Origin of the sequence: Mucilaginibacter gossypii, from assembly GCF_900100945.1 — a bacterium.
Classification (GTDB): Bacteria; Bacteroidota; Bacteroidia; order Sphingobacteriales; family Sphingobacteriaceae; genus Mucilaginibacter; species Mucilaginibacter gossypii.
Genome location: NZ_FNCG01000014.1, coordinates 18945 through 33945 on the forward strand (window position 1 = coordinate 18945; position 15001 = coordinate 33945).

The following is a 15001-nucleotide window of genomic DNA, read 5'->3' on the forward strand; positions in this document are numbered from 1 at the left end:
TGTTTAGTATTTATTTGGCGATGAATGTATAGTTGCCTGAACCTGCCTCGATTTCAGCCTTCCCATTGTGATAACCGATAAATTTGATATCGTGGCGAGTTTTAATATTTTGCCCATCGACCATAATAGCTGCATTATTTTTCACGGGCAGAAAGATACTCGCGGTAGTATTTGCCGGGATGTTCACCTCCAGTTTAAACTGCCCCTGCCCCTTCGCCCAACTGCTTGAAATATTGCCATAAGGCGATTTATAATTAGCCTTAGCCCAGGTTACATTACCCACAGTTTCGGGCCTGATCTCGATTTTATTAAATGCGATGGCATCATCTGCCGGACGGATCCCGGCCAGGCCGCTGTAAAACCACTCCATCAGGTGCCCCAACATAAAATGGTTGTTGGATACCGAAGGCAATGCCGCCCACGATTCGGTTAAGGCAGTGGCACCGTGAGCCAGTTGATAACCATAGCCCGGCACATCGGCACGACTGTTCATATCATAGATCACATCCGAAAGGCCTTCATCATCCAAAACCCGTAACAGGTAGCGATAACCGATGTCCCCTGCGGTAAGGGCATTCCCTCTGCCGCGGATATCTTTTACGATATTATTCACTACAGCTGCTTTATATTGTGGCTCAACCAAACCGGCATAAACCGACATAGCGTTGGCCGCCTGACTGCCTGTGCCGTATTGTTTAGTGTCAGTATTAAAAAACGTTTTGTTATAGGCCTGTTTTACTTCATCAGCCAGTTTCTTGTAAGATGCGGCATCATCGTTTTTGCCAAGCAGCGTAGCTATTTTTCCGGCTATATCAAGGTCATAATAATACAGCGAAGTTGCCGTAATTCCTTGTGGTGTTAACTGCGAAACGCCGGGAGGATTTGGACCAAGATCATACCAATCGCCCAACCCCTGATACAGCAAATGATTTTTTGATTTTTTATCGAGATAGGCCAGGTAACGCTTGATCATATCATAGTTTTGAGCAAGCACTTCCTTATCACCATACCACTGGTATACATACCACGTCAAAATCACCGCGTTGCTCCCCCACTCAGGCGAATCGCGAAAAGGCTCGTCAAACTTTACATATTCAGGCGAAATTTCGGGGATCAATCCATCCTCTGTTTGGGAAATGCGCATATCATTAATACACTTGCGTGCCAGGCCCACGATATCATAATTGTAATGCAGGGAACTGCCCACCAGATGCGCTTCTTCCAGCCAGCCCAATTTTTCGCGGTGAGGACAATCGGTAAATACGCTGGCCATGTTGCTTTTCATGGCCCAGTCAATCAGCTTAAACGTTTTGTTAAACAGTTCATTTGAGCAGGCAAAACTGCCCACGGTTTCTGCTGAGTTGCGCATGTGCAATCCTTTAATATCAACAATCACGGGGCGCTTCGATACATTGGTTTCCCCTTGAGGCGCGGCACCCTGCACCTGCAAATACCTGAAACCGTAATAAGTAAACAGGGGATGCCAGGTTTCAATACCATCACCCTTCAACACATAATCATAATAATGCGGACTGCCCGAGGCTTTTTGATTGGCGCTGCCATCCTCATTTACCAGTTCGGCGGGGATAATGCGCACAGTATCCCCTTTTTTACCCAGAAGACTAATCTGTGGGATTCCTGAAAAATTTTGACCCAAATCATAGATCCATGCGCCATTAGCCAGTTGCTTTTTACTTCGAGGCTTCAACACCTGCATGATCTTCAAAGGCTCCGCCATTTGCGCGCTCAATTCGGGTATGCCATCTACTTTAACAACATTTCGCCATTTTAAGTCGTCAAAATTGTTTGTATTCCAACCCGATTGCTCAAAGTTGGCGTTATAATCCTCGCCACCATAAATGCTGCTGAAAGTAACCGGCGAAGGTGCCGTTTTCCATGAGCCATCACTAACAACATTTTCTACCTTGCCGTTATCATATTCCAGCATCAAACGGCAAATCATTTTAGGATAACCAAAGGCACCGGTGAGCTTGCGATAACGTTTATCCCGCGGAATGTAATAAAATCCATTGCCAAGCATTACGCCAATAGTATTTTTTCCCGAAAGAAGTTGACTGGTTACATCAAAAGGCACATATAGTGCCTGCTTATCATATTTTGTCCACCCGGGATCAAGGAAATGATCGCTAACTTTTTTACCATTCAGGCTTAGCTCAAAATGACCTAACCCGCATATATAAAGCGTGGCTTTTTTAAGCTTGCCATCAACATTAAAATTCTTGCGTATTAAAGGCAAAACATCATTGGCTGCACCCAGCTTTTTAGGCCCTTTACCATGATAAAAGGGAACAATGACCGATGAATCATGTAATTTATCATAAGCTATCCAATCGGCACCATGCCAGTCTTTTTTTGTAAGCAGGCCCATTTGCCAGCTGGCAGTATTACTCCATGCCGATGCTTTGCCATGGTTGTCCCAAACCATTACCTTCCAGTAATATGTTTTTGCGGCTTGCATAGGCTTACCATTACATGAAACCTGCAGCGATGCACCGGATGATACCTTTCCCGAATCCCATATATCGGCAATATTACTTTTGAGTTTAGCAGCGTCACCGGCAACCAAAACCCGGTAAGCGGTTTGCAGGGTGCTGTGGGCATCGCTTTGCATTTGCCAGCTCAGCTTTGGCTTAAGCGATTCGATACCCAACGGATTGGTTTTGTACTCGCATTGCAGGTTTAACACCTTCAGGCTTTGCGCAAAAAGGCCGAGGGGCAGTAACAAAAACAACAGGCTGATCCTTTTTTTCATGTTAATAATTTATTGCATTTCGATACCCGAAACAGCCAAACCATCAGCTTTTATGCCCGTGATTACCAGCTTATAATTCCCCGCGTTGATACTTGTGCCCGTATTGGTTGCAACCGTGCCCGATTTATTTTTGGCAACCGGTTTAAAACCCAGTTCTTCCTCCTTCATCACCGTACCATCGGCGGCCAGTAATTGCATTTTTGCCGTAAAAGTTTGATTGCTCTGATTATAATATTTTATGCGCAAGGCATACAGATCGGCAACACCCGGCGTTAACGCGAATGCCACACTGCCGCCCGCACCGCTGTTAAATTTAATTACTTTTTTTCCGTTCAGGGTGTCGGCTTTTAAACCATCGCCTTTTATCTCAGCCGTCTCCGCCTTATAACTTATGGTTTTACGAAGATCGGTAGCAGGTTGCAGCGAAGTAACAGGCAGCACCACCACAGTGTACATGAACCTGCTTTTATTTTCACCTAACTTAACTACATCAGCCCTTTTAAAACGCTTCCTGTAAACAGCCAGTCGACTCCCTCCATTGGCATCATTTTTTACAAATAAACCGGTGTTTTCATAATCGGCAACCCAATCTGTCCTTTGAGATGCCTGTACATCCATAGCAACATATACATCGGCATCAGCATTCAGAGTAAATGAACCAAAAGCCCCCTCTAAATCGCCCCCGGAAGGGGAGACTTTTAAAACCCTCCCTTCCGGGGAGGGTTGGAAGAGGCAACTTATCCAATCCGCACCATAAAATATTGGAGGCAGATCATTAAAAGTTACCCCGGCATCAGTATATTGTTTTTGGCCGATATCCATCCAGCTTTTTATTACCCATTTATTGTTGCCCTGTAATTGGTAGATTATTCCTTTGCTTCCTTGTTGTGGCTTTACCGTCTTATTTGAAGTACTGATGGCGATGGCGGATATGATCGCCTCGCCTGCTGCTGCGTTTGGAAAAGATATGCTTAGCATCCCGCCTGTAACATGCGCAGTGATACTTTTTTTAAGTGCCTTGTCATACCCACCTTCTTTCCAGATATCCAGATTACGGATCATGGTTTTGCCGTTCACAGCTATATCAAATAAACGCCAACCTGAACAATCCATCCCGCCGCCTGTGCCATACCAGGGTTCGGTAAAATATAGTTCGATATGATAATCACCGTCCGGCACCGGGAAGTTGAATTTCAATTTATTCAAACCATACCTGAATGTTTGGAACAAGGCATCATCAGCCGTATTACCAATTCTATCGAAAGTGCGTTGCTGACTGGCAAAAAACTGGGGCATACCCGGATAATCATCCGTCCATGATGTGGAGCCGGGTTGGTGTTTATTATCCTGGTGTTTGTCGGCCATCCAGGTATTGCCGTAGGTATCGTTGTAATCCGGTCCTCCGCAATTGAGGCGATACAAATAGTTATAACCTGCTTCGGGCTTCAGGATAGCGGGATCCTCTTTTGGCAAATGGGGTGCTTGTGGCAGATGGTTCAGCATGATCTCATCATGCGCTACCTGCTTACCATTAATATATCCCACAGCATACAGCACATTATATTTAATATCCGCGCCATCCCATTGAAAATGTGTGCCGATCCCCTGTCGTTTTCGTATGCCTAATGATTCATGGTTGAGATCATTAAAAAGCTCAACCTCATCGCAATTGGAGTAAACAATTATACTATCCTTTTTCCCCGGAGTAAGCCAGCGGTTGGGCCAGGTGTGCGATACAATGTAAACCATCGGCTCGCTACCTTTAGGCGCATAATTGGCCCTGTACATGTAAAACGCATCGGTTGGCTGCCCCCAAGGTGTAAACAAACCTTTATAGTTAACAGGGCCAACCCTATCCAGTTCCCGCTGCCCTTCGCCGCCTTGTGTGCGACCAGGGTTTTCATGCGAATAGAGCAGCCATTGAAAATGCCCCGCAACCTGATCTTTTACAGACTCGGCCAGGCGGACTTTGGTTTCCATCAATTGGGTCATGCGGTCTTCACTCAGCGGCCCATTTGCATTGAAAGGGCCTTCGGTATGTAAACCAAGGCTTCGCCATGCGCCGTACTCACCTACTAAAATTTGTTTTTTCAAGTCATCGCCGTAGGTGAGCGGATTACCTCCGTAAGTGCCTGTCCAGTTTTGGGGCACGTCCCAATCGGTGCCTTCTCCGCCGTTGCAGGTTGTTATTTTGCGTTGCGATGAGGCTGTGGGGTCAAGCTTACGGATGAGATCGCTGCATTCGCGGGCAAAATCAGTCGGTAACTTGCTTTCGTTCTGTAATCCCCATAATATCACCGAAGGACTGTTGCGCCGTTCCTTTACCCAATCAACCAGTAAAGCTTTGTAATTGGCCCTGAACTCCGGCGAATCATACCAGATATGTGCCGAATACTGTGGCCACCATAAAATGCCCAGCTTATCCCAATACTGCTGATAGGCGAGGTTATGAGGCTGATGAGCATCCCGAAAAGCATTAAAACCAGCTGCTTTTACCTGCATTACCCTGGCTTTGATTTCCTGCGCTTCAAAAGCCTGGCTTTTACCCATCAGGTGTTCGTACTCGGCAATGCCATTGATAAAAACAGGTTTGCCATTGAGATAAAAACGATTGTCGTTATTATTTCTGCCGATGGGCCAGCTAATCCACCGGATACCGTAAGAGGTTTGAGTTCTGTCAATCAATTTTCCATCGGCCCAAATTTCCGTTACTACATGATACAGGTAAGGTTTCTCTAATGTCCATAGTTGCACGTTTTTAACATCGGAAAATTGTTGACTTACCGTATTAACCTCACCGGCTTTTAATATTTTTTTTGCTTTTGCTTGCGCGATAGTTTTGCCAGCGGCATCAACCAGGTTGTTTGTCACGGTTATTGCAGATGGCTTACCACTGTAGTTTTTAACTTCAGTTTCGAGATAAAGCGTAGCCGATTTTTCACGGACGGTGGTATCGTTCCAGATGTGTACGCCAAAAGGTTCCACCCTGACAGCATTGGTAACCATCAAATGCACCGGTCTGAAAATACCCATCGGCTGCGAACCTTCCGAAAAACCGGGGTCATCCGAACAGGCCCCACAAACCCATGGCAAATCTTTGATAAACGAAGGGTGATCAGCCTTAACGCATAACAGATTTTGTTTGCCTGCTTTGATAGCATCCGTTACATCAATGGTAAATGACGTGCGCCCGCCCGTATGATAGCCAACCTGTTTACCGTTGAGCCAGACTGTAGCATAAGAACTAACGCCCTCAAAACAAAGGAAATAACGTTTATCGTTTTGTTTACTTTCAAGCGGGAATATTTTGCGGTACCATGCGGTGCCATGCCTGTTGCCATGTTTCAGTCGGCGATAGCCACCGTAGGTATCCCAGTTATGAGGAACATTTACCGTTTCCCATTTAGCATCATTAAAACCGGTTTGCTCAAAACCGGCATTAGCTTTTGGGTTATTATCATCGGCAATGCTTTTCCAGTTGGTGTTTAGCGCGATATCCCTGCGGATATTTTGTTGGGCGATAACCTTCAGATTAACCAGACAAAGCAATAATAGAAAAGCGACCCGGCAGATCAGCCTATAATTTTGCGTATGATAGATTTTCGTCGCCGCCATCTTTTATAATTGTTTCAGATCGGCATTAAAGCGATAGTTTTTACCTTTTTGAGTTTCAATATTGATGATCTTTCCGGCGTAGTTTAACCGGCAAGTTTTACCCAGCTTGGAGATTACCTGCAGGCTTTTCAACCGACCATTTTGCCATTCAAAATCAAGTACAAAACCACCTCTTGCGCAAATACCTTTAATGCTGCCCTGCGGTAAGGCAGTTGGTAAAGCCGGGAGCAGTTCAATAACATCACCCTGACTTTGTAAAAGCATTTCGGCCAAACCTGCGGCGCCGCCAAAATTGCCATCAATCTGAAACGGTGGGTGCGCATCGAACAGGTTATGGTAAACGCCGCCTTTCTCCTTACCCGAGGTTACATCCGCGGGCGACAGTAGTTTAGTTAACATCAAATAAGCGTGATCTCCCTCGTGCATCCGCGCCCAGATGTTTACTTTCCAGGCGATACTCCAGCCAGTGCCTTCATCGCCACGGTATTTCATAGATTGTTCGGCGGCCTTTAACAGTTCGGGAGTTTTAAGCGAGATCTCAGTGCCGGGATAGACACCCCACATATGCGAAACATGCCGGTGGGTATCCGTGGTATCGTCCTTATCTTCAAGCCATTCCTGTAACTGGCCGTATCTGCCAATTTTATTCGGTGCTATCCGGCTGTATTTGAGTTTTAATGTATCGGCAAAAGCCTTATCGATATTCAACACTTTGGCAGCTTCCATGCAGTTTTTGAACAGGTCGCGGATGATCTGGTGATCCATCGTTGGCCCCGCAACCAAACCCCTATGCTCCGGCGAGTTAGATGGCGTGCTGATGAGATAGCCGGTTTTAGGATCTTTCACTAAAAAGTGGGCGAAAAACTCCGCGGCACCTTTCATTTCGGGATAAGCCCGCTTTTGCAAAAAATCCTGATCACCTGTGTATAAATAATGCTCCCATAACTGATGGCAAAGCCAGGCAGCGCCGCTAACCCAAATGCCATGATTGGATGCGTTAACAGGTGCAGTGCCGCGCCATAAATCCGTATTATGGTGCAATACCCAGCCCGGTGCACCATAGTGTTCAACCGCCGTTTCATGCCCGGTTTTGGAAAGGTCATCAACGATACTAAAAAACGGCTGACTGCAAGCCGATAAGTTAAGTCCTTCGGCAGGCCAATAATTCATTTCGAGGTTAATATTGGTGGTGAACTTACTACCCCATGGTGGTGTAAGCAGGTTATTCCACAAACCCTGCAAATTCGCCGGGCCACCGCCCGGTCGGGATGAGGAGATCAGTAAATACCTGCCATATTGCGCGTACAGACTAATAAACGAAGGATCGGGCGACTGGCTAAACTTCAGGATCCGCTCATCCGTCGGTAGTTCGGCGTTTTCTCCTTTACCTAAATCAATGGAAAAAGTATTGAAATACTGTTGATAATTCCTGATGTGAGCAGCTTTGATACTTGCATAACTCTTAGTGGCTATCGCTGTAATTTGTTTTCTGCAGATAGCCTCCGGGTTACCCGATACATCATGATAGTTTTTAAAATTGGTTGCCGCTGTAAGGTAAAATGTAGCCTCATTAGCTCCGGTAACCGATATATTTTTTGAATCGACTACAACCTTTCCACCTGCTGCCTGTATATGCAGATAGCTTACACCACGTAAAACGCCGTCTTTTACTTTTAAAGACAACGCAAGCGTGTGATCATCGATTTTACGGGTAATGTAGTTTTTATGCAGAGTGCTTAATAAAACCTTCAGTGTAACTTTGCCGGGTTTATCAGCAGTAAGATGTACGGCCATTACTTGATCAGGCGCACTACTGAAATATTCGCGGGTGTAGGTAACGCCATCGGCTTTGTAGCTTACATGAGCCGTGGCGTTTGTAAGGTCCATATCGCGTTTATAATCAGTTACATCCTGTTTGCGAAATTGCAGGTACAAATCAGCAAAGGGCTGGTAATCGGCATTGTAACGGGGGCAAGCCGGAGGGTTATCATCCTGCACCTGATACCGCCAGGCACCCGCAAGACTAACCATATTTTTCTCTTCCCCTTCAGGATAAACAGATAAAGTTTTAGCGTTGCTTGTAAGTCCACCTTTATCGTAAAAATTAACTACCTGTACAGCGATCCTGTTTTCGCCGATATGTACCTTATCAGAAGGGATAATGTATTTCCTGTAAGCGTTACCCGATGTTGTGCCGATGTAATTTCCGTTAAGCCAGGTCCGGTCTATATCACGTATCCTGCCTAAACTAATCAAGATATTTTTCCCTTTCCAACCGGAAGGAATATTAAAATGCTTAATAAACCAAACTGCTCCATCCAAACCTTCAAAACCGGGTGTTATTTCCCAGCCCTGTTCAATTGGCAAATTGATAGTTCTAAGGTTATTATCATGAAATAGCACGTCCTGCGGTAAATGGTATGAGCTCATCATATTGAACCATTTCGCCGAATCAACCGCATAAGTGGCTTCATTGCTCTTCATCCCCATAAAATGCTGCTGGGCCATGGCTTCTGCTTCGGCCTGCTTACCTTCGGCGAGGAGTTTGCGTATAGGCTCCAGATATTTCACGGCACCTTTACGGTTATAATCGCGGGGGCCGCCTGTCCATAGACTTTGTTCGTTGTATTGGATATGGTCTTCATTAACGCCGCCGTAAATCATCCCTCCTATCCTGCCGTTGCCAATGGGCAAGGCATCAGTCCATTTTTCGGCGGGTTGCTTATACCAAAGTTTCAGGGGCTGCTGGGCAAAAACCTGTACAACTCCAAACAATAAAATCGCAATACAAAAACCCTTCCTGCTATTCATAAATATCAGTTAAAAAGCCAGCGTAAATCCTTAATATTACCTTCGTTGCTCAAGCCGGCGTCATATACAGGTACATTTGCATCTGCATCAACAATACCTAAAATCAAGGCGACGCCTTTACCTAAAGTAAGCTTATTTGACCCCGCTTTGAAGGTATAGGTATGAATATTTACAGGCGGCAAGCCATCAATTTGAATGGCATTGGCAATCTTAATATCGGCCTGGCCAAAATCATTGGCGCTGGCATCCGTTTCCAATTGCGGCTCGGGCAGGTATTGAGGCATTTTGCTATTGAAAAAGCCAACCAGCACCTTTACCGGTCTATCATTTTTAAAACTGATTGTTGTACCGTTCTTCTGCTGATCTCCTTTAGATAGCTTTATCCCTTTTAAAGCCGCCAGTTCTTTTGCGATATTTTTGATGGCTGCTGCTGTATCGGAAAATACCACTTCGCCAGCTTTGACCTGATAACTGCTACTTCCACTATTTTCAAACCTCACAAGCGCATCTTTCAAAACTACAACCTCCTTTTGCTTTTGCTGTGTTTGAGGCGATTTCAGCGAATCAATATTGCGTTTAAAATTGTCCAGTTCCTTTTGGTAAACCGGCAAAAGCTCGGCCCAGGTTTTCATTTTGGCATCGTTACCTCCAACTGGAATTTTGCGTTGCTTGGTTTGCATGCTATTAGCATACAGGTAGGTATTTTCAGTCAGCTTTACCAGCTGTTTATAGTAATCCAGACTGGTTTGCAACTCGGGTAAAGCCTTTTCCAGATCGGCAACATTATCTGAATATTTATAGCGCAACACCCATAAAGCCGCTTTTGCCTTGTAAGCATAATTATTGGCCATTGCGTTATAGCAATACATATCATTTTTTAAGCGGGCAAACTCGACTTTATCTTTAGTTACTTGTGCAGATGCTTCGTCGATAGCCTCAACAGCTTTTTCCCCTTGCACTATTACACTATCGATAACTTTAACCGGTGTTTCGCCAATATGTGATTGTTGTTTCCACTCCTTCTCGGCGTACTCGCTCATCATTTCACCAACCGGACCTTCGGAGTTATAGAGCAAAGAAAACAAACCGTACTTTTCAGGATTAACCAGCTGGCTCATCAGCATCCCCAAAGTCATGGTTTGGCGGTTACCATCGGTGATCCCGAAACGACGCAACAACTCGGGTGAGATATTGCCTGATTGTTCATAAGCTTTTAAGATGGCTTCGCCATGAGCCTGGTCGCATCCATATTTATCGGCCAGTTGTTTTGACCAATAGTTTATTTCGCTAGCCCTGTCCCTCTTGCTATCCCAGGCATAGCGCGACCATGCCTTGTACCAGATCCAATCCCTGTCCAACTGCAGCAGACGCTTACCATCAGTTTTATCTGCTGTATAAGGCCAATCCCAGTAGGATGCCTGCGGATACAGGTGCAGGGCATTTGCCCCATAAACGGTATGCATGGCCTGCACACATTTCTGAATAAAATCGGCCGATCCATAGCGGAAAGGCTCCAGGTTGGCAAGGATATGGACGTTTTCTATTTGTACGGTACCGATATTACTCAAAGTGCGATGAAGATCAGCCCAGGGACCATGTGGTTCATACGTAGTAAGTGCCTCACCATTGTATTTGGCCATGGTGTACAGGTTGTGATATAAAGGTTTGGCGTATTTCATCACCGCAGGTGCGTCGGTATCATGCGCACGGAGCACAATCGGCGGCTCATCTGTGCGCCCCAGGGCTTTTAATCCGTCTTTTACGCCCGGAATAATGGTTTGCGTAAACCAGTCGATATCATCCTGACCTACACCTTCCATGGCTTCGCCCAGCGTAATCAACAATCCAACATGAGGGTATTTTTCAACAAAAGCAGCTATTGATTTACGGGTATAATCGGCGATGACGGGTACAATGTGCCGGTTCCTATCCTGCGTTTTTAGGTTATTTTTTTCGGCGAAGGGCTTGGAGACGATGATATTGTAAAAACCCTGGATAAGCCAAATCCCACGCTTATCAGCCTCTTCGGCTAAAAAACTATAGATCTCTTCGTTTTTCTTAAAAGTAGCATCATCAACCTCAACAGCATAAGGATATTCTTTAACTCTTACCAGCGAAGCAAAAGGGTGCCCGTTCCACAAATACAGTGAGTTCATGCGGTTATGCGCCAGCGAATCCAGGTAACGGATCCATAAAACCTTATCATAAAACCATGGGAAATTTTGCGGCGTGTAAGAGTACTCATAAGTGCCGCGAGCGGGAAGTAACGCAGGCTTTTGCACACCGATGCAAGTCCCCCGCAAAACCATTTCGGGCTGATCATGCAGGTTTATATTTACAGGGAGTTTTTTATTTAAGTCGATCCTATCTGCCAGTTCAAGACAGCCATAAAGCGCACCGGAATTATCGGCACCTGCTATCAGCAATTTATTTTTAAGACCGTTATCACTGATGATAAAACCCTCTTTTCCAGGTTGATTATTTGGACTACCCGCCAATTTCTTAATCGAAGCATCGGTAAGCAGACCAACAATTATGGTGTTACCGGAAGGAAGCGCCCCTTTGTAGGGTCGTTCAGTAACCAAATAACCTGCGTTTTTTAAAGCAAACGTTAACTTTTGCACACCATAACTTATCCTTGCATGGTGCTTGGGTAAAGTAACAATGGTTATTTTTTTTGATTGAACTTGTGCTTGTAAGGGAGAATGAAAACAAGAGATCAATATGAGCAACAGTAGCAGGCAACGATTAAACAGCTTCATTTTCATTGGTATTTAGACAGGCATACGCAGAGCCGGTTTTCAACGCTTGAAGCGAATTAGCTTCTGAAACCAGCTCTCGGGTTTTGAACTTAATTGGTTGTATAGTATTCAAAAATATCAGTACACTGCTGCAATTTCATCTGATATTTTCTCTATCTACTATACGATATTATCATCATTAAAGTCCGCAAGCTTATAAAAAGAGAGAAAATGAGTCAGGATTTACACCGGGAGTTTCACCAGCACATGTTTCAGTTGCGTACTCCGGGATATCATCTTTCCATCGGCATAAATGATAAAACCTTTGCCTTTGTGATATTTAGTGCCGTTTTTATCCCATACCACGCTGATAGTATGCCCGTGATAAAGCACGTTGTCTAACGCAAACCATTTCCATTGATTTTTAGGGATAAGCGGGAAGATTTCGAGTAGATTATCTTCACGAGGTTTCAGGCCAACGAGATCGCTGATGATCAAATCGCAAAAACCGGAGTGGTTGTAATAGCTGCTTCTTGGGTTATCCCCTTTAAGCCAGTAACCTGTTTTTTCGTCCTGGTACTCGCCAAGGTAAGGCTGTCCCCGTTTAATGTGCGAAAGGGCGTATTTATGCAGTTCATTATAAAAAATACCGGGTGTCATTGTCCCTTTGCTTTGATAGCCGGTAAGCAGGGTAGCCAATCCTTTCAATGTTTGCGTAGTGGCGAAAGGCCATACAGCGCCGTCCCACTCGCAGCCATGCCCGGTACCATGAGTACGGAATAGCGGATGCCTGCGCTCGGCAGTAGTAATTCCCCATGGGGCGTTAAAACCTTTGGTGTCGGTTAGCTGATCCCATTGTTTGGCATAAGCTGGTTTATCATCGGGTAGCTTAAAATACCAGGGGATAAAACCCAATTCTTCGCGGGCATTGGCAAAATGCCCGTCGGGTTTACGTACTTCAAAAAAGGACGCGCTATCGTTCCACAAGCTGTCCTGCACCAGTTTTTTAAGGTCGATAGCTTTTTGAGTGTATTTTGTTTTCAGTGAATCATTGCCGGTTAGGGCCGCCATTTTTGATAACGCCACAGCATTGCCGTACATGTAACTGTTAATAGTAGGACGGATGTTTTTGACTTTACGGCCGCCGCTAATGCTTTCTTCCATCGCGTCGCGCACGTCAAACTGCCAGAATAACTTGGATGGCAGTTGTTTCTCCGTTTCCCAAACGTGATAATCAGTATTGAGTAAAGGCAAAGCCTGTTGAACAAATTTTTTATCAGGGTTTACGAGGTAGTAATTATAAACCGCATCATCAATCCAACTGCTGAATGCGTGCAAATGCGGTTTCTTTTGTTTGGGATCAACATAAAGCCAAAAATTGATGTACTGGTTGAGGTATTGCGGATCATGCAGCCAGCGCCCCTCATAAATTTGGTGACCAAGGGCACTGCTTGAACTATTATAAACGCCGGTAAAGCTAACCGGCGTTATAAATTCGGTGAAAATGAAGCCATCGGGTGTTTGTTTCAGGTGTTTCCTGAATGTCCACCAGCGGTAATAATAGATTTTTTGAATAGCCGAGTCCGGGCAATCAAATAAAGGTACATTTTTGGTCAGCCATTCGTAAGCATGGTCATTGGTGACGTAGTTCTTTACCGTTTCGGTATCGGTTTTATTAAAGCTGTTCACATAGGTTTTCAGTTTATCAAAACCCAACACATGCTTTTGTTGCGCAAAAGCACTTCCTATCACGCAAAAAAAGAACCCGGTAAAAAACGTCTTCTTTATCATCATTTAATTTTCTTCTGTAGAGACGCATAATTGCGTCTCCCGGAGGACGACCCGATTGCAAAAGCGTCTCCAACAAAGCCGCTTGTCCCGCGGGAGACGCAATTATGCGTCTCTACATTTATTTAAACAACTTCCTATACTTCCACAATTGCTTTTATAACACCTTTCGCCGGGTTAAGCCAACTTTCAAACTGATCTTTTACTTCATCAAAAGTTACCCGGTGGGTGATATAGGTCTGCGGGTTTACCAAACCATTTTTCATGGAACGGATTACGTGTTCAAAATCCTCGCGGGTGGCGTTGCGACTGCTCATCAAGGTGCTTTCACGTTTATGAAACTCGGGATGACTTACAATAAGTTCGTCTCGTTGTAAACCAACCAACACATACCTGCCGCCATGCGCCAGGTACAAAAACGCGCCGTTTATAGCCTTTTGATTGCCGGTAGCATCAATCACCACGGTAGGCATATCACCGTTGGTGATCTCTTTCAGGCGCTCACTCACATCTTCGTTTTTTACGTTGATGGTATAATCAACCTTCAAATTTTCTCTGCAAAAATTAAGACGCTGTTCGTTCACATCGGCAGCAATGACTTTTGCTCCGGCAATGCGGGCAAATTCCATAATACCTAAACCTATAGGGCCGGCGCCAATAACCAGTACAAATTCATCCGGTTTTACATCCGCCCGCCGCACCCCATGTGCACCTATGGCCAATGGTTCAACCAATGCCAGTTCATCAAAACTTAAGCCCTCGCCATGAACCAATAGGTGTGATGGGACCTGCAGGTATTCGGCCATACCGCCATCAGTATGTACACCGCAAACCTGGATATTTACACAACAGTTTGGTTTGCCCGAGCGACAAGCGATACAATGCCCGCAATTGAAATATGGGATAAAAGTAACAGCCTCACCTTTTTCAAAACCTTTGGCATCGCCGGCTTCAATCAGTTCGGCCGCAAGTTCGTGGCCTAAAATTCGTGGATAGCTAAAAAAGGGTTGAGTACCTTCAAAGGCATGCAGATCGGTACCGCAAATCCCTATTCGTTTTATTTTAAGCAGTGCATTACCCGGTTTTAATTGGGGTACATCAGCAGTGCCATAATCCAATTGACCGGGTGTTGTACAGGTTAGTATTTTCATTAGTGTTAAGTTAGTAGTACTAAGTCTGAACTCAAATTCAGGCTTTTCTCTTTTTTATGCTTAGAATCTGTTTAAAATGCAAAATATTCATTGCCGTTGGTTTTAACCAACAGTAAAAAAAA

Annotated in this window: 6 protein-coding genes; all 6 read right to left on the reverse strand. The window is 44.9% G+C overall.

What is annotated here, in order from left to right:
• Positions 1–10: 10 nt before the first annotated feature.
• Complete coding sequence (locus BLS28_RS21805) at positions 11–2773, reverse strand: family 78 glycoside hydrolase catalytic domain (protein WP_091172338.1); 2763 nt, start codon at positions 2771–2773, stop codon at positions 11–13.
• 9 nt (positions 2774–2782) lie between these two features.
• Entirely contained in the window at positions 2783–6388 is a 3606-nt protein-coding gene (locus BLS28_RS21810; RefSeq protein WP_091172340.1) for a malectin domain-containing carbohydrate-binding protein, read from the reverse strand.
• 3 nt (positions 6389–6391) lie between these two features.
• Positions 6392–9199: a glycoside hydrolase family 95 protein gene (locus BLS28_RS21815; RefSeq protein ID WP_091172343.1), complete on the reverse strand. Its 2808-nt coding sequence runs from the start codon at positions 9197–9199 to the stop codon at positions 6392–6394.
• 5 nt (positions 9200–9204) lie between these two features.
• A complete protein-coding gene (locus tag BLS28_RS21820; RefSeq protein WP_256337508.1) occupies positions 9205–11961 on the reverse strand; it encodes an alpha-d-galacturonidase in 2757 nt (918 codons plus the stop codon).
• A gap of 222 nt (positions 11962–12183) precedes the next feature.
• On the reverse strand, positions 12184–13734 hold the full coding sequence (locus tag BLS28_RS21825; protein ID WP_091172346.1) for an MGH1-like glycoside hydrolase domain-containing protein: 1551 nt from the start codon (positions 13732–13734) through the stop codon (positions 12184–12186).
• 131 nt (positions 13735–13865) lie between these two features.
• Complete coding sequence (locus tag BLS28_RS21830) at positions 13866–14879, reverse strand: zinc-binding alcohol dehydrogenase family protein (protein ID WP_091172348.1); 1014 nt, start codon at positions 14877–14879, stop codon at positions 13866–13868.
• Positions 14880–15001: the final 122 nt, after the last annotated feature.

What these genes read in the sequence shown, in the direction of transcription:
- BLS28_RS21805 (WP_091172338.1), bottom strand. Translation starts at nt 2,773, where the DNA reads ATGAAAAAAAGGATCAGCCTGTTGTTTTTGTTACTGCCCCTCGGCCTT.
- BLS28_RS21810 (WP_091172340.1), bottom strand. Translation starts at nt 6,388, where the DNA reads ATGGCGGCGACGAAAATCTATCATACGCAAAATTATAGGCTGATCTGC.
- BLS28_RS21815 (WP_091172343.1), bottom strand. Translation starts at nt 9,199, where the DNA reads ATGAATAGCAGGAAGGGTTTTTGTATTGCGATTTTATTGTTTGGAGTT.
- BLS28_RS21820 (WP_256337508.1), bottom strand. Translation starts at nt 11,961, where the DNA reads ATGAAGCTGTTTAATCGTTGCCTGCTACTGTTGCTCATATTGATCTCT.
- BLS28_RS21825 (WP_091172346.1), bottom strand. Translation starts at nt 13,734, where the DNA reads ATGATGATAAAGAAGACGTTTTTTACCGGGTTCTTTTTTTGCGTGATA.
- BLS28_RS21830 (WP_091172348.1), bottom strand. Translation starts at nt 14,879, where the DNA reads ATGAAAATACTAACCTGTACAACACCCGGTCAATTGGATTATGGCACT.